Source organism: Actinomadura rubteroloni (assembly GCF_002911665.1).
Lineage (GTDB): Bacteria > Actinomycetota > Actinomycetes > Streptosporangiales > Streptosporangiaceae > Spirillospora > Spirillospora rubteroloni.
Window position 1 is genome coordinate 1,310,265 of sequence record NZ_MTBP01000002.1, and the last position, 21,370, is coordinate 1,331,634.

Here is a 21,370-nt window from a genome sequence, read left to right on the forward strand (position 1 = left end):
GTGCCGCCCTGTGCGACGATCAAGGGCATGGAACCGCACGACGACCGCCTGCTCCCGTCCGCGGCGCCGGCGCCCGCGGGCGCGGCGGACGCGGGCGAGCGCCCGCCCGCCGGGCTCGTCCGGGAACTCGTGGCGGCGGGCGCGCCCGTCGTCGTCACGCCCGCGCCGGACGGCCCCGAACTGCTCGCCGAGGTCGCGGTGTACGCGTGGCTCGGCGTCCGGTACTTCCGGGTGCCCGATCCGGGGGCGCAGGACGTCCGGGACGTCCTGGACATGGTCGCGTCCGTGCTCGGGACCCGGCCGCCCGCCTACACCGTGCGCGGCCTGGCCTGAGCGATCAAGGCTCGGCCTCGACGTAGTCCTCGGGGGTCGGCTCGATCCGGACGGGCGAGCGCTCCAGCAGGTCGAACGCCTCGTCCAGCGACGCCGTCCAGCCGATCGCGTCGAAGATCTTCGGCCGGGCGAAGCCCTCGTCGGTGAGGCGCACCATCAGCTCGCGCAGCGGGTCGTAGACGCCGGTCGGGTCGAGGATGACGAGCTGCTTCTCGTGCATGCCGAGCGTGCGGGCCGTCCAGATCTCGAACAGCTCCTCCAGCGTCCCGATGCCGCCGGGCAGGACGAGGAACGCGTCGCTGCGCCGGTCCATCTCGCCCTTGCGGCTGCGCATGTCCGGCGTGACGATCAGTTCCTCGCTGGCCTGGTCGGCGATCTCGTACGCCAGCAGGCCCTCGGGGATCACGCCGACCGTCCGGGCGCCGCCGTCGCGGGCGCCGCGCGCGACCGCGCCCATGCACGACACGGTGCCGCCGCCGCTGACGAGGCTGTGCCCGCGCCGCGCGATCTCGGCGCCGACCCGTCCGGCCAGCTCCACATGCCGCGGATCGATCTTGCTGCTGGACGCGCAGAACACGCAGATCGCAAGCCCCATCGGGTCCCCTTCCTCTCGCCCCCTGGGATATCACGCGCCGCGACCCCGGGCCAGCGGCCGGTCCCGCCGCCACGGTCGGTGAATCCGCTCTCACTCAGAGGTGACCCAAGTGCTCCTGGACCGGACGGGCACGCCCTGCTTAATTAGTTGTCTGTGTCATACACGTTTATGCTAGAAAAGGCCGTCTCGCCGCACGCCCCGGCCGGCCCCGGACCCCCCGACCGTCCGGCCGCCCGGAGCACCGCGCGCGGCCCCCTCCCCGCTCGACCCAACCGCCCTGCCCGCCGGTCCCGGCGGCGCATCGAGAGGACGCGTCCCATGACGACCGACACCGCCCCGCCGGCGGAACCCGTCCAACCCGGCGCGGCGCAGACCGCGCCCGAGCGCACCGGGTACTCCCACCGCCAGATCCTCGTGATCCTGTCCGGGCTGCTGCTCGGCATGTTCCTCGCCGCCCTCGACCAGACCGTCGTGTCGACGGCGATCTACCGCATCGGCGAGAGCCTGGACGGCCTCACCGCGCAGGCGTGGGTGACGACCGCGTTCCTCATCACGTCCACGATCGCGACGCCGCTCTACGGCAAGCTGTCCGACCAGTACGGACGCAAGCCGTTCTTCCTCTTCGCGATCTCGGTGTTCATCCTCGGGTCGGCGCTCTGCACGCTCTCGACCTCGATGTACATGCTCGCCGCGTTCCGCGCGTTCCAGGGCATCGGCGCGGGCGGCCTGATGTCGCTCGCGCTCGCGATCACCGGCGACATCATCCCGCCGCGCCAGCGCGCCAAGTACCAGGGCTACTTCATGGCGGTGTTCGGCACGTCCAGCGTGCTCGGCCCCGTCGTCGGCGGCGCGCTCGCCGGACAGGACGAGCTGCTCGGCGTCGCCGGCTGGCGCTGGATCTTCCTGCTGAACGTCCCGGTCGGCATCGCCGCGCTCATCGTCGTCGCCAAGGTCCTGCACCTGGAGCACGAGGCGCGGGCGCACCGGATCGACTACGCGGGCGCGGTGTCGCTGGTCGTCGCGCTGGTGCCGCTGCTGCTGGTCGCCGAGCGCGGCCGGGAGTGGGGCTGGGCGGCCACGGGCTCGCTCGCCTGCTACGGCCTCGGCGTCGCCGGGATCGTCGCGTTCCTGTTCTCCGAGCACCGCGCGGGCGACGACGCGCTGCTCCCGTTCCGGCTGTTCCGGAACCGGACGTTCGCGCTCGGCGTCACGCAGTCGGCGATCCTCGGCATCGGGATGTTCGGCGGCATCACGCTGATCCCGCTCTACCTCCAGCTCGTCAAGGGCTATTCCCCCACCAAGGCGGGGCTGCTGACGCTGCCGCTGATGCTCGGGATCATCGTCTTCTCGATGACGGCGGGCCAGATCACGGCGCGGACGGGCCGGTACAAGGTCTTCCCGGTCATCGGGTCGGCGCTGTTCGTCGTCGGGATGCTGATGCTGTCCCGGCTGGAGGCCGACACCGCGATGGCGTACGTGAACGCCGGGATGTTCGTCGTCGGCGCGGGCCTCGGGCTGAACATGCAGACGATCGTCCTCGCGATGCAGAACGCCGTCCCGCCGCGCGACATCGGCGTGGCGACGTCGTCCACGACGTTCTTCCGGCAGATGGGCGGCACGCTCGGCGTCGCGGTGTTCCTGTCGATCGTCTACTCGACGGTCGCCGACCGCATCTCGACGGCGTTCGCCGACGCGCGCGGCACGGCCGCGTTCCAGGCCGCCGCCCGCGCCCACCCCGACCAGATCGAGACGCTGCGGGCCGCCACGGCCGGACGCTCGGACGTCCTCAACGACATGTCGTTCCTCGGCCGCCTCGACCCCGCGCTCGCCCACCCGTTCAAGGTCGGGTTCACGGGCGCGCTGACCGGGGCGTTCCTGGTCGGCGCGGTCGTGCTGGTGATCGCGCTCGTCCTGTCGGTCCTGGTGAAGGAGACGCCGCTGCGCACCAGCGCCGCCGCGTTCGCCAAGGACAAGGACGTCTGACCGCGCGGCGGAGGGCCGGGAGCGGGCGGCTCCCGGCCCTCCGCGCCGTCAGACCCCGACGGGCCGGAGGCGTTCCGGCTCGTCCGCCTCGGACGGCCCCTCCACCGAGACGCGCGGCAGGATCCGGTCCAGCCAGCCCGGCAGCCACCAGTTCGCGCGGCCGAACAGGTGCATCACGGCCGGGACGAGCACCGTCCGCAGGATGAACGCGTCCAGCGCGACGGCCGCCGCGAGCCCGATCCCGAACTCGCCGATGACGCGCTGCCCGCCGAACGCGAACGCGGTGAACACCGCGATCATGATCGTGGCGGCGGCGGTGATGACGCGTCCGGTCTCGGCCTGGCCGACCGCGATGGCCCGCCGGTTGTCGCGCGTGTGGACCCATTCCTCGTGCATCCGGCTGACCAGGAACACCTGGTAGTCCATCGACAGGCCGAACAGGATCGACAGCATGATCACCGGCAGGAACGCCTCGACCGGCCCGGCCGCGCCGAGCCCGAGCGGGTCCGACCCCCAGCCGTACTGGAAGAACGCGACGACCACCCCGAACGACGCCGCCGCCGCGATGACGTTCATGACGGCGGCCGTGAGCGGCACGAGCACGCTGCGGAACGCGACGAGCAGCAGCACGAACCCGAGCGCGACGATCACGCCGAGGAACAGCGGCAGCTTGCCGGTGATCACGCCGGCGAAGTCGTCGAAGATCGCGGTCGGGCCGCCGACGTAGACCTGGAGGGTCGTCCCGCGCTCGGCGGCCGGGATCTCGTGGTCGCGCAGGTGCGTGATGAGGTCGGCGGTGTCCTTGGACTGCGGCGACGTCTTCGGCACCACCTGGACGATCCCGAGCGCCGCGCCCGGCTTGGCGGGCAGCACGTTCACCGCCGCGACGTCCTTGTTCCCCTCCAGCTTCGCCGCCAGCCCCTCCAGCGCCGCCCGGTCGGACGGCGCCGGGGTCTCCGCGACGAGCTGGAGCGGTCCGTTGAAACCGGGGCCGAACCCGTCGGCGAGCATGTCGTAGGCCTTGCGCGTGGTGGACGACGCCGGGTCGTTGCCCGCGTCCGACGACCCCAGCCGGAGCGACAGCACCGGCAGCGACAGCACGGCGATGAGCGCGACCGCGAGGACCGACAGCACGACCGGCCGCCGCTCCACGACCCCGGCCCAGCGCGCCCACACGCCCCGTCCGGTCCCGTGCCCGGCCGGACGGCGCCGTTCGCGGCGGCTCAGCACCCGCCGTCCGAGCAGGCCGAGCAGCGCGGGCAGCAGCGTCACCGACGCGAGGACCGTGCAGACGACCGTCGTCGCCGACGCGACCGCCATCCCGTTGAGGAAGCTCATCCCGAGCACGAACAGCCCGAGCAGCGCGATCACGACGGTGCCGCCCGCGAACAGCACGGCCCGTCCGGACGTCTCGACGGCCTTGACGACGGACTCCCGCACGTCCATGCCCGCCTTGAGGTTCGCGCGGTGCCGCGTGACGATGAACAGCGCGTAGTCGATGCCGACGCCGAGCCCGATGAGCGCGCCGAGGATCGGCCCGATCTGCCCGATGTCCAGCACGTGCGTGAGCAGCGTGACGGTCATCAGGCCGGTGCCGACGCCCGCGATGGCCGTCCCGATCGGCAGCAGCATCGCCATCAGCGACCCGAAGGCGATGAACAGCACGACGGCGGCGGCGACGATGCCGACGATCTCGCTGCTGCCCGGCGAGCCGCGCTCGACCGCGCTCACGGCGTTGCCGCCCGCCTCGACGCGCAGGCCGTCGGCACGTGCGGCCCGCGCGGCGTCCACGAACTTCTGGACGGCGGCGTCGTCGAGGTTCTGCGCCTGCTGCGCGAACGTGAAGGACGCGTAGGCGACGTGCCCGTCCGCACTGATCTGCCGTGCGCCCTGCGGGGTGTACGGGCTGGTCATGCCCGCGATGCCGTCCATCCGGGCGAGGCCGGCGAGCGCGGACTTCATGTGGTTCGCGACATCGGGCGAGCGGACGTCGCCGTCCGCCTGCCACACGACGCTGGCCGACGCGCCGGACTGCGCGGGCATCGACCGCAGCAGCAGGTTCATGGCCTTGGTGGACTCGGTGCCGGGGAGCGAGAAACTGTCGTTGGTCTTGGTACCGGCCAGTTGGGAGGCGGTGCCGAGGCCCACGAGCGCCGCGACCCACAGCAGCACCACGAGGACCCGGTGCCGGAGGCACCAGCGGGCGAGGGCGGACACGAAGGCGTCTCCTTTTTCAGGATATCCAGGGGTTCCCTTCCAGCTTCGGGGGACGCGCGGGACGAACGGTCCACCTGACGCACGGTCTTCGCACTACCGCGAGCGCGGTAGCCGCCTACGCCGGAGGGACGGAACCGGGCCGGACGAGCCCCGTCTCGTAGGCGATCATCACGAGCTGCGCCCGGTCGTGCGCGCCGAGCTTGGTCTGCGTCCGGTTGACGTGGGTCTTGGCGGTGGCGGGGCTGATCCCGAGCCGTCCGGCGATGTCGTCGTTGGACAGGCCCGCCGCGACGAGCACCAGAATCTCCCGCTCCCGGTCGGTCAGCGCGCCGAGCCGCTCGCCGGACGCCGCCGCGTCCTCGGCCGGGCCGCGCAGGAACCGGCCGATCACCGCGCGGGTCGCGGCCGGGGACAGCAGCGAGTCGCCGCGCGCCACCAGCCGGATCGCCTGCTGGAGTTCGACGGGCTCGACGCCCTTGCCGAGGAACCCGCTGGCGCCCGAGCGCAGCGCGGCGAACACGTATTCGTCGATCTCGAAGGTCGTGAGGACGAGGACGCGCACGGCTGGGAACGCCGTCGTGATGCGGCGGGTCGCGGTGATGCCGTCGGAGCCTGGCATGCGGACGTCCATCAGCACGACGTCGGCGTCCCGGGCGAGTTCGACGGCCGCCAGCCCGTCCGCGGCCTCCCCGACGACCTCCAGGTCCGGCGCGGAGTCCACGAGGACGCGAAAGCCCGCCCGGACGAGCGCCTGGTCGTCGGCCAGCAGGACGCGGACGGTCACCGGCCGCTCCCGCCGTGCGGCAGCGTCGCGGCGACCCGGAACCGCCCGTCGGCGCGTCCGGCGGTGAACGTCCCGCCGAGGGCGTGGGCGCGCTCGCGCATCCCGACCATGCCGTGGCCCGCCTCGCCCGGCTCCCCCGGGCTCGACGGGCTGGTGACGGTGACGCGCAGCTCGTCCGTCCGGTAGTCGAGCCGCAGATCCGCGTACGGACGGGCGGCGTGCTTGCCGACGTTCGTCAGCGCCTCCTGGACGATCCGGAACGCCGACAGGTCCACCGCCGACGGCAGGTCGGCGGGCACGCCGGTGACGCTCTGGTCGACGACCATCCCGGCGGCGGTGAAGCTCGCGACGAGATCGGGCAGCCGCGCGAGGCCGGGCGACGGCTCCTCGGGCGCGTCCGGCGCCTCGGCGTCGGGCTGGCGGAGCAGGCCGATCGTGGCGCGGACCTCGTCCAGCGACGCCCGCGCGGCCCGCCGGATGTGCGCCAGGGACTCGCGGGCCTGCGCCGGGTCGTTCTCCAGGACGTGCGCGGCGACCCCGGCCTGCACGTTGATCAGCGAGACGTGGTGGGCGAGGACGTCGTGCAGCTCGCGCGCGATGCGCAGCCGCTCGTCGATGACCCGCCGCCGCGCCTCCTGCTCGCGCGTCTCCTCCGCGCGCCGCGCCCGCTCCTTGATCGCGGCGACGTACGCGCGGCCGTGCCGGACGGCGTCGCCGAGCGCGGCGGCCAGCGCGCTCTGGGCGAGCAGCGCGACGATCTCCGGGCCGAGCCACCACGGGTTGCCGAACACCGCGCTCGTCCCGGCGAGCACGGCGGACACGGCCGCCGCCGCGACCACCCCGGCCTTGCGCCCGCGGTACAGCGCGATCGTGTAGAGCGCGATCATCGTGGTGATCATGAGCGGGCTCTTGAGCCCGCCGTTGGCCAGGTAGCACGCCATCCCGGACGTCGTGACGACGAGCGTCAGCACCGGCCACACGCGCCGCACGACCAGCGCCGCGCAGATCACCGTGCCGAGCAGCACGCCGTGCGCCGTCAGCCCGCCGGCCTCGCGGGGCATGGCGATCGGCCGGACGAGCGTCAGCGCGAGCACCGCCCCGGCGAGCAGCGCGTCGGCCGTCAGCGGACGCGCCCGCAGCGCCGCCTTCAGCCGGAGCAGCCCGGACGGCTCGGCGACCCCAACGACGGACATACCCGAAAGGTACCCGCGAGCCCCCCGTCCCGGAGCCCGGCCGGGGGGCCGCTCCGGGTCACGCCCGGAGTGTCACCTCCTTGACGAGCCGCGATGTCCACGGGCACCAGAGGCCGCCGGGCAGGAACGCGCCGCCCGCCTCGTCCAGGTGGTCCTCGACGTAGGGCATCGTGGCGTCGCAGACCTCGATCGCGGCGTTGAAGAACTGGACCGTCGCCGGGTCGTAGTGGAAGCTCCAGCGCGGGTTGTACGGCGCGGACCGCTTGACGAGCCGTCCGTAGATGTGCGGCTGGTCGGACGTCTCCCCCGCCAGCAGGGCGCGGGCGTGCGCGATCTGCCCGGGGTCGGTCAGCTTGACGACGCCCGTCTCGCGCGTGATGTCGGTGAACTCGAAGTACGCGGCGTCCTCGGCGCGGTGCTGCGCGGCCTGCGCGGCGGGCGTCCCCGTGACGGCGAGCGCGGCCACCGCCGCGAGGGCCCCGAGCTTGGTGATGACGTGTCGCATTCGTGCGCCTCCTTGTCGTCCGACGGCCGCGATCACGACCGTCGAGACGCACTGTAATCACACGACCACGGATTGTTCGTGATAACGCCATGTATCTGACAAGCTCGCAACCCATAACCAGCCCCGTCAGCCCGGTTCTGTCACACGCGGCTCGTAGAGTGCGGGGCATGGACGAGAGCGACGTCTTCGCGACCCTGCGCGAGATCTGCCTGGCGCTGCCCGAGGCGGCCGAGAAGCCGTTCGGCGGCCACACCGCGCCGTCCTTCCGCGTGCGCGACAAACTCTTCGCGATGACCAGCGAGGACGGCACCCGCCTCACCCTGAAGGCGGGCCCCGGCGTCCAGCAGGCCCTGGTGGCCGAGAACCCCGAACGCTTCCACGTCCCCCCGTACGTGGGCCCGAAGGGCTGGATCGGCGTCGCCCTGGACGTCCCCCAGGACTGGGACGAACTCGCCGAACTCATCGAGGACAGCTACCGCCTGGTCGCCCCCAAACGCCTCACCGCCCGCCTCGACACCCCCTGACGCCCGAGAAGGGTCTCGCCCCCACCGGGCGATCAGAGGCGTGACCACCGCCCGCGCCACGACGACGCACCCGCCCGGCCGTGCACCGACCGACGCCGAGATCATCGACGCGTCCCGCGGGCACCCCGAACGCTTCGCCGCCGTCTTCGACCGCCACTACGCCGAGATCCACCGCTATGTGGACCGGCGGCTGGGCGCCGACGCCGCCGACGACATCGCCGCCGAGACCTTTCTCGTCGCGTTCCGCAAGCGCGCCTCGTTCGACGGCCGCGCGTCCGCGCGCCCGTGGCTGTACGGCATAGCGACCCGCCTGGTCAGCCGCCACCGCCGCGACGAGATGCGCCGCTACCGCGCCCTGGCACGCCTGCACGCGGCCGACACCGAGAACCACGACGAGCGGGTCACCGACATCGTGACCGCCGCCGGCGCGGGTCTCGCCCCGGCGCTCGGAAAACTCGCGCACGGCGACCGGGACGTCCTGCTCCTGGTGGCGCTCGCCGACCTCAGCTATCCCGAGGTCGCCGCCGCCCTCGGCATCGCCTACGGCACGGTGTGCTCCCGGTTGAACCGCGCCCGCCGCCAGGTCCGGGCCGCGCTCGGCGCCGCTCCGGAAGGAGACGATCATGGATGACCTGAAGCTGGTCGCCGACGCGCACGCGCCCGAGCGTCCGCCGTCGCCCGTCACGACCGCCGCCGCGCGCCGCCGCCTCCTGCACGAGACGCGGCACGGCCGGGGCCGCACGCTGCCGCCCGCGCGGATGCCGCGCCGGCGGCTCGCCCTCGTCGCGGGCCTGACGGCCGCGTCGCTCGTCGCGGCAGGCTGGGGCTTCGTCGCCTGGCGGAACCGGCCGCTGTACCGTCCCGAGCCGCTCGCCGGGATCGGCGGCCCCGCCGCCGACTTCCTGCTGACGGCGGCGGACGGCCGGTCCCGGCACGCCGCCGACGGACGGTTCTTCCACGTCCACTCGGTGATCGGCAACACCGCCGTGGTGCGGTCGCCGTACCGTCCGGGCGTCCGCTACACCGTCGAGTACACGCAGGACGCCTACGAGCTCAGCGCGAAGAGGCCCGGCGAACTCGGCCCGACCGCCCGCGGACGGCCGATCACCAGAGCGTCCTGGCAGGGCGACACCGTGTCCGTGCGTCCGGCGACGCCGGCCGACGCCGCCGCGTGGCGGGCGGACCTGCGGCCGGACGCCGGCGCGCTCGGCCTCCCCGCCCCCGAGCCGCGGCGCGGGCCGGACGGTTCCGAGGGCGCCGAGCTGGACTTCGGCGTCGACGACGCGCGGCGGCTCCCCGCCGATCCCGCGCGCCTGCGGGCGTGGCTGCTGAACTACGCGACGAAGTTCGACCACAGGCGGCTGGACGACCCGGACCTCTACCTGTTCACCCACGCGCCGTCCCTGCTCGCCGCGATGCCCGTCCGGGACGAGGTGCGCGTCGCGATCTACCGCGTCCTCGCGAGCCTCAAGGGCGTGCGCCTGGTCCGGGCGACGGACGCGTCCGGACGCACGGCCCGCGCGGTCGCGATGCGGCAGACCACGCGCAAGGACGGCACCGTCGAGTGGCAGTTGTTCATCGACCCCGAGACCGGCAGGCTCACCGCCGACCAGGGCGTCGTCGTGACGCCCGGCACCGGCAACGCCGCGCTGCGGCCGGGCACCCGGCAGTACTTCGAGGTCGTGAAGCGGGCGGAGTGGACGGACGCGCCCGCCCGGAGCCTGCTGCCGCGCGATTTCTGGGACCCGACGTGGCAGCCGCCGGACGAGCCGCCCGGCGGCTGAGGGGCGGTCAGTCGACCTTGTCGAGGAGGGACTGGCACGCCGTCACGCACTTGCGGCAGACGTCGGCGCAGACGCGGCAGTGCTCGTGCATGGCGGCGTGCTGGTCGCACTCGTCGCGGGCCGCGACGCACGCCTGGACGCACGCCATGAGCTGCACGCGGGTGACGTTGGAGTCGTAGCCGGTGTTCCGCGACAGGATGCGCGCGGTGACTTCGCAGATGTCCGCGCAGTCCAGGTTGGAGCGGATGCACACCGTCAGGTCCAGGACGCTGTCCTCGGCCAGGCAGGCGTCCGCGCACGCCGTGCACGCCTGGGCGCACTCGCCGAGCAGTTCGACCGCCTCGGCGAGCGCCGCGCGGTCCATGTGGACGGCGGCCGGGTAGTCGTCGAGCATTTCACGAACCGGCATCGTCTCCTCCTCAAGGTCCGTGCCGGACATGGCCGCCGTCGCCCCTACCCGGCCGCGAGCGGACTAACGGCGACCCGCCCGGGCCCTGGACGATCTTTGGCCCGGCAGCCGGTTGACGGCCTCTGAGCTGGGAATTCACCCCTCGAACGGCCCGCATCGGCCGGGCGGTGTGTTTCGGCGCGGAGCAGCGGGTGAGAGGGTCCGCGTCCCCGGGGCGAGGGAAGGAGACCGGAATGCCCGCAGGCGTTCCCCGCGCGGTGGCGCGGCGGTGAGCGGCGGACGGCTCGCGGCCGGGACGGCGCGGGCGCTGGACGACCGCCTCGGCGCGGCCCGCTTCGCCGCGACCAACCTCCGCAAGGTCTTCCCCAAGCACTGGTCGTTCCTGCTCGGCGAGATCGCCCTCTACTCGTTCGTGGTCCTGCTGCTGACCGGAACGTTCCTCACCTTCTTCTTCAAGCCGACGAACGCCCAGGTCGTCTACGACGGCTCGTACACGGCGCTGCGCGGCATCACGATGAGCGAGGCGTACGCGTCCACGCTGCACGTCTCGTTCGACGTGCGCGGCGGGTTGCTCATGCGCCAGATCCACCACTGGGCGGCGGTGGTGTTCGTCGCGGCGATCTGCGCGCACCTGCTGCGGATCTTCTTCACCGGCGCGTTCCGCAAGCCGCGCGAGATCAACTGGCTGATCGGCGTCACGCTGTTCACGCTGGCGCTCGCGGAGGGCTTCGCGGGCTACTCGCTGCCCGACGACCTGCTTTCGGGGACGGGCCTGCGGACGATGGACGGCATCGTCCTGTCCATCCCGGTCGTCGGGACGTACCTGGCGTTCTTCGTCTTCGGCGGCCAGTTCCCCGGCGAGGACATCATCCCGCGCCTGTTCGCGCTGCACATCCTGCTCGTCCCGGGCCTGATCCTCGCGCTGGTCACCGCGCACCTGATGATCCTCTGGCACCAGACGCACACGCAGTGGCCCGGCGAGGGCCGCGTCGAGGGCAAGGTGGACGGCGAGCCGACGTTCCCGCACTTCGCCGCGCAGAGCGCCGCCTACTTCCTGTTCACGTTCGGGGTCCTCGCGCTGCTCGCGACGCTGTTCCAGATCAACCCGGTGTGGCTGTACGGGCCGTACGACCCGAGCCAGGACTCCACCGCCGCGCAGCCCGACTGGTACGTCGGGTTCCTGGAGGGCGCGCTGCGCATCACCCCGCGGCTGAGCACGACCCTGTGGGGCCACACGATCTCGTGGAACATCTTCGTACCGGCCGTCGTGCTGCCCGGCGTGTTCCTGACACTCATCGCGCTGTACCCGTTCTTCGAGCGCTGGGCGACGGGCGACGGGCGCTACCACCACCTGCTGGACCGTCCGCGCAACGCCGCGACCCGGACGGCCATCGGCGCGGCCGTGATCGCCTGGTACGGCAACCTGTGGGCGGCGGGCGGCAACGACGTCCTCGCGTACACGTTCGGCATCCCGCTGGAGGACACGACGTGGTTCTTCCGCTGCGGCTTCTTCGTGTTCCCCGCGCTCGCGTTCGTCGTCACCCGGCGGATCTGCCTGAGCCTCCAGCGCCGGGACGCCGAGATCGCGCGGTCGGGCGTCGAGAGCGGACGCGTCTGGGTCAGCCCGCGCGGCGGCTACCACGAACAGCATGAACCGGCGTCGCCCGCCGAACGGGCGCTGACGGGCGTCCGGCAGCCGCGCGAACTGGTCGCCGAGCGCCCGCACCACCTCGTCCCGCTGCCGACGCCCGGCCGGATCAGGGCGCAGCTCCGCACCCGCGCCAACCGCTTCTACCTGGACTACAACAGCGAGGTCTCCGGCGGCGGCCAGGGCGACCACGACGGGCGGACGGACGGATCATGACCGCGATCGACGACCCGAGGCCCGACACCACCGCCGAAGAGGCCCTCGCCCGCCACCGCATGGGCACGCGGATCGGTGACGTTCTCGCCACGACCGACCACAAGGTCGTCGGCTACCTGTATCTGACGACGTCGTTCACCATGTTCCTCATCGCGGGCGTGATGGCGATGTTCATGCGCGCGGAACTGCTGAAGCCCGGGCTCCAGATCGTCTCGAACCAGGAGTACAACCAGCTTTTCACGATGCACGGCACGATCATGCTGCTGCTGTTCGCGACGCCGTTGTTCTCCGGTTTCGCGAACGTGCTGGTGCCGCTCCAGATCGGCGCCCCGGACGTCGCCTTCCCCCGGCTCAACGCCGTCAGCTATTACCTCTACCTGTTCGGCGCGCTGATGGTGCTGGGCGGCTTCTTCACCCCGAACGGCCCGGCCGCGTTCGGCTGGTTCGCCTACACGCCCCTCTCCGACGTGACGTATTCGCCCGGCCACGGCGGCGATTTGTGGGCGATGGGACTAGTCCTCTCGGGCCTCAGCACGACGCTCACGGCCGTCAATCTCACGACGACGATCGCGGTGCTGCGCGCCCCCGGCATGACGATGTTCCGGATGCCGATCTTCACGTGGAACACGCTGCTCACCAGCCTGATGGCGATGATCGCCTTCCCGGTGCTGACGGCCGCGCTGCTCGCGCTGGAGGGCGACCGGCGGCTCGGGATGCACGTCTACGACGCGAGCCACGGCGGCGCGCTGATGTGGCAGCACCTGTTCTGGTTCTTCGGCCACCCCGAGGTCTACATCGTCGCGCTGCCGTTCTTCGGGATCGTCACCGAGATCATCCCGGTGTTCTCCCGGAAACCGCTGTTCGGCTACATCGGCATGGTGATGGCGACCATCTCCATCACCGGCCTGTCGTTGACGGTGTGGGCGCACCACATGTTCGCCACCGGACGCGTCGTGCTGCCCTTCTTCTCGTTCATGTCCTTCCTCATCGCGATCCCGACCGGCATCAAGTTCTTCAACTGGGTCGGGACGATGTGGCGGGGCCAGCTCACCTTCGAGCCGCCGATGCTGTTCGCCGTCGGGTTCCTCGTGACGTTCCTGTTCGGCGGGCTGACCGGCGTGATCCTCGCCTCTCCCCCGCTGGACTTCCAGGTCACCGACTCCTACTTCGTCGTCGCGCACTTCCACTACGTCCTGTTCGGGACGGTCGTGTTCGCGATGTTCGGCGGCTTCTACTTCTGGTGGCCGAAGATGACCGGGAAGAAGCTGAACAACACCTGGGGGCGGATCCACTTCTGGACCCTGTTCGCCGGCTTCCACACGACGTTCCTCGTGCAGCACTGGCTCGGCGCCGAGGGGATGCCGCGCCGGTACGCGGACTACGCCGACCAGTTCACGACGCTGAACCTCATCTCGTCCGTCGGCTCGTTCGTGCTCGGCGCCTCCACGTTCGCGTTCCTGTGGAACGTCCTCATCACCCACCGCAGGTCCGGAAAGGTCGGCGTGGACGACCCGTGGGGCACCGGCGGCTCCCTGGAATGGGCGACGACGTGCCCGCCGCCCCGGCACAACTTCACCGAACTGCCCCGGATCCGCTCCGTCCGTCCGGCGTTCGACCTGCACTGGCCGCAGTACGCACCGGACAAGAAAGGTCACTGAATGGGTGTGCGCACATGGATCCGGGACTGGCCGGTCTACCGGCAGATCACCGGGGACGACCCGCTCGGCCGGGGCGCCGCTGCGATGTCCCCGGCGACGAAGAACCTCGCGCCGCGAACCGACACGGCCGACAAGGTCGTGAAGTCCGTCTGCCCCTATTGCGCGGTCGGCTGCGCGCAGAACGTCTATGTGAAGGACGACCGGGTCGTCCAGATCGAAGGCGACCCCGACTCCCCGGTGAGCCGGGGCCGGCTGTGCCCGAAAGGCGCGGCGACGCTTCAGTTGACGACCGGGGACGCCCGCCGCCACGAAGTCCTCTACCGCCGTCCGCACGGGACGGAATGGGAGCGGCTGGACCTGGACACGGCCCTGGACATGGTCGTCGACCGCGTCCTGAGAACGCGCCGCGAAGGCTGGCAGGACGAGGTCGACGGCACGGCCGTGAACCGCACGCTCGGCATCGCCAGCCTCGGTGGCGCGACGCTGGACAACGAAGAGAACTACCTCATCAAGAAGCTGTTCACCGCGCTCGGGATCGTCCAGATCGAGAACCAGGCGCGGGTCTGCCACAGTTCGACCGTCGCGGGGCTCGGGACGTCGTTCGGGCGCGGCGGCGCGACGACGTTCATGCAGGACCTCCAGAACTCCGACTGCATCGTCATCGAGGGCTCGAATTTCGCCGAGTGCCATCCGGTCGGCTTCCAGTGGGTGATGGAGGCCAAGGCGCGCGGCGCGAAGGTCATCCACGTCGATCCCCGGTTCACGCGGACGAGCGCCCTCGCCGACCTGCACGTCCCCCTGCGCGCGGGCACCGACATCGCGTTCCTCGGCGGCATCATCAACCACGTCCTGCAGAACGGCGCGGACTTCCGCGAATACGTGTTGGAGTACACCAACGCGAGCACGATCGTCGGCGAGGAGTTCCGCGACACCGAGGACCTGGACGGCGTCTTCTCCGGCCTGGACGAGGAGAAGCGCCATTACGACCTGACGACCTGGCAGTACGAGGGCGGCCAGGTGCAGGCGGCGTCCGGGGAGCGCGACGAGCTGTACCGGGAACGCGTCCGGCGCGGCGGCCCCGCCGCCCCGGCGGGCACCGCGGAGTCGCACGGATCGGGCGGCGCGGGAATCACCGGGGAACCGCGCCGCGACCCGTCGTTGGAGCACCCGCGCTGCGTCTTCCAGATCCTCAAGCGCCATTACGCCCGGTACACGCCGGAAATGGTGGAGAAGACCTGCGGCATCCCGCGCGAGACGTTCCTCGACGTGTGCCGGGCGCTGGTCGAGAACTCCGGACGCGACCGGACGAGCGCTTTCGTCTACGCCGTCGGCTGGACGCAGCACAGCACCGGCGCGCAGTTCATCCGCGCGGCGTCCGTGCTGCAACTCCTGCTCGGCAACATCGGCCGTCCGGGCGGCGGGATCCAGGCGCTGCGGGGGCACGCCTCGATCCAGGGGTCCAGCGACATCCCGACGCTGTTCAACCTGCTGCCCGGCTACATCCCGATGCCGCACGCCCATTCCCACGAGACGCTGGACGATTTCGTCCAGGCCACCAAGACCGAGCACGGCTACTGGGCGAACATGCGCGCCTACGTGGTGAGCCTGCTCAAAGCGTATTTCGGGGAGAACGCCACCGCGGAGAACGACTACCTCTTCGGCCACATCCCGCGCCTGACCGGCTCGCACAGCACCTACGAGACGGTCATGGCGCAGCTCGACGGCGTCTGCAAGGGCTATTTCCTGCTCGGCGAGAACCCGGCGGTCGGGTCGGCGAACGGGCGGATGCAGCGGACGGCGATGGCGAACCTCGACTGGCTCGTCGTCCGCGATTTCTCGCTCATCGAGTCCGCGACCTGGTGGAAGGACGGCCCCGAGATCGAGACCGGGGAACTGCGCACCGAGGACATCGGGACCGAGGTGTTCTTCTTCCCGGCCGCCGCCCACACCGAGAAGGCGGGCTCGTTCACCAACACCAACCGCTGGCTCCAGTGGCATTTCCAGGCCGTCGAGCCGAGGGGCGACGCGCGCAGCGACCTGTGGTTCATCTACCACCTGGGCCGAAGGCTCCGCGAACGCCTCGCGGAATCCACCGATCCACGGGACAGGCCGCTCCAGGATCTCACCTGGGACTACCCGACCGAAGGCACGATCGAGGAGCCGAACGCCGAGGCCGTCCTCGCCGAGATCAGCGGCTCGCACGTCGGCGGCCGTCCGCTGTCGGGTTATCTGGAATTGAAGGACGACGGTTCGACCGCCTGCGGCTGCTGGATCTACAGCGGCGTTTATGCCGACGGCGTCAACCAGGCCGCGCGCCGCAAGCCGCACACCGAGCAGGACTGGACGGCGCACGAGTGGGCGTGGGCGTGGCCGATGAACCGCCGCATCCTCTACAACCGCGCGTCCGCCGCGCCGGACGGCGAGCCGTGGAGCGACCGCAAGGCCCTGGTCTGGTGGGACGCGGGAAAGAAGAAATGGACGGGCCACGACGTCCCCGACTTCGTCCCCGACCGGGACCCGTCCTACCGTCCGCCGCGCGACGCGCAGGGCGTGGACGCGATCTCCGGCGTCGACCCGTTCATCATGCAGGCGGACGGCAAGGGCTGGCTCTACGCCCCGGCAGGCCTGGTGGACGGCCCGATGCCGACGCACTACGAACCGCAGGACTCTCCGATCCCCAACCCGCTGTACGCGAACCAGCAGCGCAGCCCGGTCCGGCAGGTGTTCTCCCGTCCGGGCAACCGCTACCACCCGAGCGGCGACGAGCCGGGCGCGGACGTGTTCCCGTACGTCATCACGACCTACCGCCTCACCGAGCACTTCACGGCGGGCGGAATGTCGCGCTGGTCCCCGTATCTGGCCGAACTCCAGCCCGCGTTCTTCTGCGAGGTGTCGCCCGAGCTGGCCGAAGAACGGGGCCTCGCCCACAACGGATGGGCGCACCTGGTCACGGCACGCGGCGTCGTGGAGGCCAAGGTGCTCGTCACCGAGCGGATGACGCCGCTGCGGATCGGGGACAAGGTCGTGCACCAGATCGGCGTCCCGTACCACTGGGGACCGAACGGTTATACGACGGGCGACTCGGCCAACGACCTGTCATCCATCGCGCTGGATCCGAACGTGCACATCCAGGAGGTGAAGGCGTTGAGCGCGGACATCCGTCCGGGACGCCGTCCGCGCGGCCCCGCCGTCCCGCGCTTCCTCGCCGACTACCGCGAACGCGCGGGCATCACCGACGAAACGGGCATGGAGGTGCGCGGATGACCTCGCTGATCGGGCGCAACCTGCTCGCCGGCGCCGAACCCGATCCGGCCGGGGACGCGGGCCACCGCGACCACCCGCCCCGGATGGGCTTCTTCACCGACACCTCGGTGTGCATCGGCTGCAAGGCGTGCGAGGTGGCGTGCAAGGAGTGGAACGCCGTTCCGGAAGACGGCCTCGAACTCACCGGGATGTCCTACGACAACACGCAGGGCCTCGGCGCCGACACCTGGCGGCACGTCGCGTTCATCGAGCAGCGCAAGCCCGTCGGGAACGCCGAGGCGGGCGAGCGCGGCGACCTGCGCTGGCTGATGGCGTCGGACGTCTGCAAGCACTGCACGCACGCCGCGTGCCTGGACGTCTGCCCGACCGGCGCCCTGGTCCGCACCGAGTTCGGCACGGTCGTCGTGCAGGAGGACGTCTGCAACGGCTGCGGATATTGCGTCCCCGCCTGCCCGTACGGCGTCATCGACCAGCGCAAGGAGGACGGCCGCGTCTGGAAGTGCACGCTCTGTTACGACCGGATCGGTGCGGGACAGGAACCGGCGTGCGCAAAAGCGTGCCCCACCGACTCCATCCAGTACGGCCCGCTGGACGAGCTGCGCGAGCGCGCCGCCGCCCGCGTCGAGGCGCTGCACGACATCGGCGTGGCCGACGCGCGCCTGTACGGGGACGACCCGGACGACGGCGTCGGCGGCGACGGCGCGTTCTTCCTGCTCCTGGACGAGCCCGAGGTCTACGGCCTGCCGCCGGACCCCGTCGTCACGACCCGCGACCTGCCAGCGATGTGGCGGCACGCCGGGGTCGCCGCCGCCGCGCTGCTCGGCGGGGTCGCGGCCGTCTTCGCCGCCCACGGCCGGACGGGAGGACGCCGGTGAGCACGTCCGACGTCACGAAGCAGGGCGTCCGGGGCGTGCGTCCGGGCCGGGACGCCCTGGTCGGCGCGGGCCTGCGGCGCCGGAAGCGCCGGGGCGAGCGGCCGATGGTCCCGGACGCCGAATTCACCTCCTACTACGGCAAACCGATCATCAACCGTCCCACCTGGGAGGCCCGGGACATCGCGGGCTACTTCTTCCTCGGCGGGCTCGCGGGCGCCGGGTCCGTGCTCGCCGCTGGAGCGCACTTCACCGGACGGCCCGGCGCCGCCCGCGCGCTGAAGATCTCCTCGACCGTCGCCATCGCCGGGTCGGCCGCCGCGCTGATCCACGACCTCGGCCGTCCGGCCCGCTTCTACAACATGCTCCGCGTGCTGCGCCCGACCTCACCGATGAGCGTCGGTTCCTGGCTGCTCGGTGCGTATGGGCCTGCTGCGGGCGCGGCGGCCGTCCTGGACGTCACCGGCCTGTTCCCGCGCCTCGGACGGTCCGCGACCGTCGCGGCGGCGCTGCTCGGCCCGGCCGTCGCGACGTACACGGCCGTCCTCGCCGCGAACACGGCCGTCCCCGCCTGGCACGACGGCTACCGCGAGCTGCCGTTCGTCTTCGCCGGATCGGCGGTGGCGGCCGCGTCCGGGCTCGCGCTCGCCGCCGCGCCGACGGCCGAGACCGCGCCCGTCCGCACGGCCGCGCTGCTCGGCACGGCGGTCGAGACGACCGCGCTGACGCTCATGGAACGCCGGCTCGGCATGGTCGCCGAGCCGTACGGGAAGGGCCGCGCGGGCCGCCTCATGCGCGCCGCGAAGGTGCTGTCGGTCGCCGGCGCCGTCGGCGGTGCCGCGCTCGGCGGACGAAGCCGGACGGCGGCCGTCCTCAGCGGCGCGGCTCTACTGGCCGCGTCCGCCTGCACCCGGTTCGGCGTGTTCTACGCCGGCGTGGCGTCGGCGGACGACCCGAAGTACACCGTCGTCCCGCAGCGGGAGCGGATGTTTTCCCGCCGTGCGCCGGGTAGTGGCGAGAGTAGCGACTGAAAGGAGCGCATTCCGATGCCCATGACGACGCGCGACGGCAAGGTCAAGAAGAGCGAGCTGCCCTCGACCATCCAGCGGTCCGACGACAAGGCGCAGCGGACGTTCGCCGAGGCCCACGACTCGGCCGTGTCCGAGTACGGCGCGGGCCAGCGCGCCAACCGCGTCGCGTACGGAGCGCTGAAGCACACGCACGAGAAGGTCGGCGACCATTGGCAGCCGAAGGCCGGGGGCGCGAAGGGACCGTCCGACCCGCAGTCGGCGGGCGGCCGGACGACGCGGCGTTATGACGCGCAGGGCGTCGACATGAACGCGTCCAAGGAGCACCTGTACGACATCGCGAAGAAGCTGGACGTGCCCGGACGCTCGTCCATGAGCAAGCTGGAACTCGTGAAGGCGATCGAGAAGGCCAACCGGCGGCAGACCGCCAAGGCCCGCTCGAAGTGAACGACGCGAACGGCCCGGTGCGTTCTCCGCACCGGGCCGTTCGCTTTCTTATTTGGCGCGGCCCCGGATGACGTCCCGGATCCGGTCGACCATCGCGGTCGGCGGGCCGAGCAGCAGGTTCTTCTTGGCGCTCTCGATGCCGGGGTGCGGGTGCGTCGGCGCGGTCGCCTCGGCCATCGCGACCGCCGACGCCAGCGAGCGGCGCTGCTCGGGGGTGAACTCGGCGCCGAGACGGTCGAACTCGTAGCGTTCCTCGGCGCGGGCGTGGGTCAGGACGGCGATGCGCAGCTCGTCCAGTTTGGGGAGGAACGCCGGGTCACCGACGTCCATGCCGTCCAGATCGGCGAGCATCTCCTTGGCCGCGCGCTCCTCGGCCAGCCGGTCGTCCACGATGCCGTCGCCGCCGCGCAGCGACCGCCGCGCCAGCGGATGGACGATCTCCTCCTCGGCCGTCTCGTGGACGGCGAGCAGGCGGACGAGCCGTTCGAACGCCGTTCTGCGCTCGTCCCCCTCCCGCTCGGCCACCAGCGCGAACAGGTCCCGGATCTGGCCGTGCTGCCGCCGCAGCAGGTCGATGACGTCGCCGGTCGCCGGCGCTTCCGTTGCGGTCGATTTCATGCCCGGCGCCCTACCCCGCGTGAAGGTTCGCATTCGGGCATCCGGGTAGGCGCGGCCGACCCCGACCCGAAAGGACGACCATGACCTTCAATCCGCTCGAACATCGCGGCATCCCGCTCGACCGCCAGGTGCGGAACTGGCCGGAGTTGAACGTCGAGCCGGTCGACCCGGACACGACCGACCCGTACACCAAGTGCCGGATCATCACGATGAACGGGATCGAGGTCGAGGCCGTCCTGTTCAGTCACCAGTTCTCGCGGTTCTGCCCGGACATGGACGTGAAGCGGAAACTCGCCGAGGTGCGGTACATCGAGCAACAGCAGCAGAAGGCCGTCAACTGGCTGCTGCCGGAGCAGGCGTCGGTGCTGGAGACGACGATCTCCTATGAGCAGGTCGCGGTGGACCTCACCGCCTGGATCGCGCGAATGGAACCCGACCCCTATCTCAAGCAGGCGTACGAATTCGGCGTGCTGGAGGACTTCGACCATCTGTACCGGTACTCCAACCTGTACGAGATGATCGAGCACCGCCGGGCCGAGAAGATCACCGGCGGGCTCACCGAGGTCATGCCCGGACGTCCCACGCTGGCCGAACACCGCCACCCGGCCGACAACGTCCGCGATCCGTACGACCGGAACGCCGCCGACTTCGTCTCGAAACTGCACGCGCTGACGCTGGTGGCGTCCGAGCAACAGACGATGAACTTCTACATGAACACCGGCCCCCTTTACATGGAACCGATCGCGCGCCAGCTCTACCAGGAGATCGCGATGATCGAGGAGGAGCACGTCACGCACTACGGGTCGCTCATCGACCCCGGCGAGACGTGGTGGGAACGGCTCGTCAACCACGAGTACAACGAGTGCTACCTGTACCACTCGTTCATGGAGACCGAGACCGATCCCAAGGTGAAGGCTCTCTGGGAACTGCATCTCGACATGGAGCTGGCGCATTTGCAGATCGCTTGCGACCTCCTGCGGCAGTACGACGGACGCGATCCGGAGAGCATCGTCGCGCCGGAAATGCCCAAGCCGGTGACCTTCGAGCCGAACAAGGACTACCTGCGTCATCTGCTCGCGACGCAGGTCGATCTCAACACGATCGGCGCGGGCTACGTCCAGGAGGCGCACGAACGGTTCGAGCGGATGCAGGACGCCGTCATGGGCGGACGCAAGCCGCCGAGCGAACGCGTCATCGACGAGCACCGCGAGGAGTTCGGCGGCGAGTACCGCGACCAGACCGAGGGTCCGCACCCCGTCGCGGACCTGCGCGAACCGATCCCGCTCTGACCG

19 protein-coding genes are annotated in these 21,370 nt (G+C 71.4%); 12 read left to right on the plus strand and 7 right to left on the minus strand.

Annotated elements, in window-relative coordinates; translation table 11 throughout:
- The first annotated feature begins 27 nt into the window (after positions 1–27).
- Positions 28–333, plus strand: a complete 306-nt coding sequence (locus BTM25_RS17675) for a hypothetical protein (RefSeq protein WP_103563964.1) — start codon at positions 28–30, stop codon at positions 331–333.
- Positions 334–337: 4 nt separating this feature from the next.
- On the opposite strand, the gene BTM25_RS17680 is transcribed toward BTM25_RS17675, so the two are convergent.
- Positions 338–928, minus strand: coding sequence for an LOG family protein (locus BTM25_RS17680; RefSeq protein WP_103563965.1), 591 nt, complete (start codon positions 926–928; stop codon positions 338–340).
- A gap of 318 nt (positions 929–1,246) precedes the next feature.
- Here BTM25_RS17680 and BTM25_RS17685 point away from each other — a divergent pair, with 318 nt between their 5' ends.
- On the plus strand, positions 1,247–2,911 hold the full coding sequence (locus BTM25_RS17685) for an MDR family MFS transporter (protein ID WP_103563966.1): 1,665 nt from the start codon (positions 1,247–1,249) through the stop codon (positions 2,909–2,911).
- Between the two features lie 48 nt (positions 2,912–2,959).
- Here the strand turns inward: BTM25_RS17685 and BTM25_RS17690 are convergent, their stop codons facing one another.
- From BTM25_RS17690 to BTM25_RS17705, 4 genes are all read right to left on the minus strand, one after another.
- Positions 2,960–5,128, minus strand: coding sequence for an MMPL family transporter (locus BTM25_RS17690; RefSeq protein ID WP_103563967.1), 2,169 nt, complete (start codon positions 5,126–5,128; stop codon positions 2,960–2,962).
- A 115-nt stretch (positions 5,129–5,243) separates the two neighbouring features.
- The gene (locus tag BTM25_RS17695; protein ID WP_103563968.1) at positions 5,244–5,912 is read right to left on the minus strand and encodes a response regulator transcription factor; all 669 of its coding nucleotides are present in this window, start codon (positions 5,910–5,912) and stop codon (positions 5,244–5,246) included.
- Positions 5,909–7,105, minus strand: a complete 1,197-nt coding sequence (locus BTM25_RS17700) for a sensor histidine kinase (protein ID WP_103563969.1) — start codon at positions 7,103–7,105, stop codon at positions 5,909–5,911. Before BTM25_RS17700 ends, BTM25_RS17695 begins: the two co-directional genes overlap by 4 nt.
- 58 nt (positions 7,106–7,163) lie before the next feature.
- Positions 7,164–7,610, minus strand: coding sequence for a BP74-related protein (locus BTM25_RS17705; protein ID WP_103563970.1), 447 nt, complete (start codon positions 7,608–7,610; stop codon positions 7,164–7,166).
- A 167-nt stretch (positions 7,611–7,777) separates the two neighbouring features.
- Between BTM25_RS17705 and BTM25_RS17710 the strand changes: the two genes are divergently transcribed.
- Genes BTM25_RS17710 through BTM25_RS17720 form a run of 3 tightly spaced genes read left to right on the plus strand, consistent with a single transcriptional unit; the run spans position 7,778 to position 9,918 of the window.
- On the plus strand, positions 7,778–8,134 hold the full coding sequence (locus BTM25_RS17710) for an MmcQ/YjbR family DNA-binding protein (RefSeq protein ID WP_103563971.1): 357 nt from the start codon (positions 7,778–7,780) through the stop codon (positions 8,132–8,134).
- A 40-nt stretch (positions 8,135–8,174) separates the two neighbouring features.
- The gene (locus BTM25_RS17715) at positions 8,175–8,765 is read left to right on the plus strand and encodes an RNA polymerase sigma factor (protein WP_103563972.1); all 591 of its coding nucleotides are present in this window, start codon (positions 8,175–8,177) and stop codon (positions 8,763–8,765) included.
- A complete protein-coding gene (locus tag BTM25_RS17720) occupies positions 8,758–9,918 on the plus strand; it encodes a hypothetical protein (RefSeq protein WP_103563973.1) in 1,161 nt (386 codons plus the stop codon). The genes BTM25_RS17715 and BTM25_RS17720 overlap by 8 nt, the downstream gene beginning before the upstream one ends.
- 7 nt (positions 9,919–9,925) lie before the next feature.
- Here BTM25_RS17720 and BTM25_RS17725 read toward each other — a convergent pair whose 3' ends face one another.
- Positions 9,926–10,327, minus strand: a complete 402-nt coding sequence (locus BTM25_RS17725) for a four-helix bundle copper-binding protein (protein ID WP_103564702.1) — start codon at positions 10,325–10,327, stop codon at positions 9,926–9,928.
- Positions 10,328–10,595: 268 nt separating this feature from the next.
- Here BTM25_RS17725 and qcrB point away from each other — a divergent pair, with 268 nt between their 5' ends.
- The 6 genes from qcrB (at position 10,596) to BTM25_RS17755 (ending at position 19,460) form a co-directional block, all read left to right on the plus strand.
- The gene (gene qcrB, locus BTM25_RS30000) at positions 10,596–12,191 is read left to right on the plus strand and encodes a cytochrome bc1 complex cytochrome b subunit (protein WP_103563974.1); all 1,596 of its coding nucleotides are present in this window, start codon (positions 10,596–10,598) and stop codon (positions 12,189–12,191) included.
- Entirely contained in the window at positions 12,188–13,849 is a 1,662-nt protein-coding gene (gene ctaD, locus BTM25_RS17735; RefSeq protein ID WP_103563975.1) for an aa3-type cytochrome oxidase subunit I, read from the plus strand. Before qcrB ends, ctaD begins: the two co-directional genes overlap by 4 nt.
- Positions 13,850–17,113: a formate dehydrogenase gene (gene fdh, locus BTM25_RS17740; RefSeq protein WP_103563976.1), complete on the plus strand. Its 3,264-nt coding sequence runs from the start codon at positions 13,850–13,852 to the stop codon at positions 17,111–17,113.
- Positions 17,114–17,196: 83 nt separating this feature from the next.
- Positions 17,197–17,988 (plus strand): 4Fe-4S dicluster domain-containing protein, encoded by a 792-nt coding sequence (locus BTM25_RS17745; RefSeq protein ID WP_103564703.1) that lies wholly within the window; start codon positions 17,197–17,199, stop codon positions 17,986–17,988.
- Positions 17,985–19,016: an NrfD/PsrC family molybdoenzyme membrane anchor subunit gene (gene nrfD / locus BTM25_RS17750; RefSeq protein WP_103563977.1), complete on the plus strand. Its 1,032-nt coding sequence runs from the start codon at positions 17,985–17,987 to the stop codon at positions 19,014–19,016. Before BTM25_RS17745 ends, nrfD begins: the two co-directional genes overlap by 4 nt.
- 15 nt (positions 19,017–19,031) lie before the next feature.
- Positions 19,032–19,460 carry a ChaB family protein gene (locus tag BTM25_RS17755; protein WP_103563978.1) on the plus strand — a complete coding sequence of 143 codons (429 nt, stop codon included), beginning with the start codon at positions 19,032–19,034 and terminating at the stop codon, positions 19,458–19,460.
- A gap of 48 nt (positions 19,461–19,508) precedes the next feature.
- On the opposite strand, the gene BTM25_RS17760 is transcribed toward BTM25_RS17755, so the two are convergent.
- The gene (locus tag BTM25_RS17760) at positions 19,509–20,078 is read right to left on the minus strand and encodes a hemerythrin domain-containing protein (RefSeq protein WP_103563979.1); all 570 of its coding nucleotides are present in this window, start codon (positions 20,076–20,078) and stop codon (positions 19,509–19,511) included.
- Positions 20,079–20,158: 80 nt separating this feature from the next.
- On the opposite strand from BTM25_RS17760, the gene BTM25_RS17765 reads away from it, so the two are divergent.
- Entirely contained in the window at positions 20,159–21,367 is a 1,209-nt protein-coding gene (locus tag BTM25_RS17765; RefSeq protein WP_103563980.1) for a hypothetical protein, read from the plus strand.
- Positions 21,368–21,370: the final 3 nt, after the last annotated feature.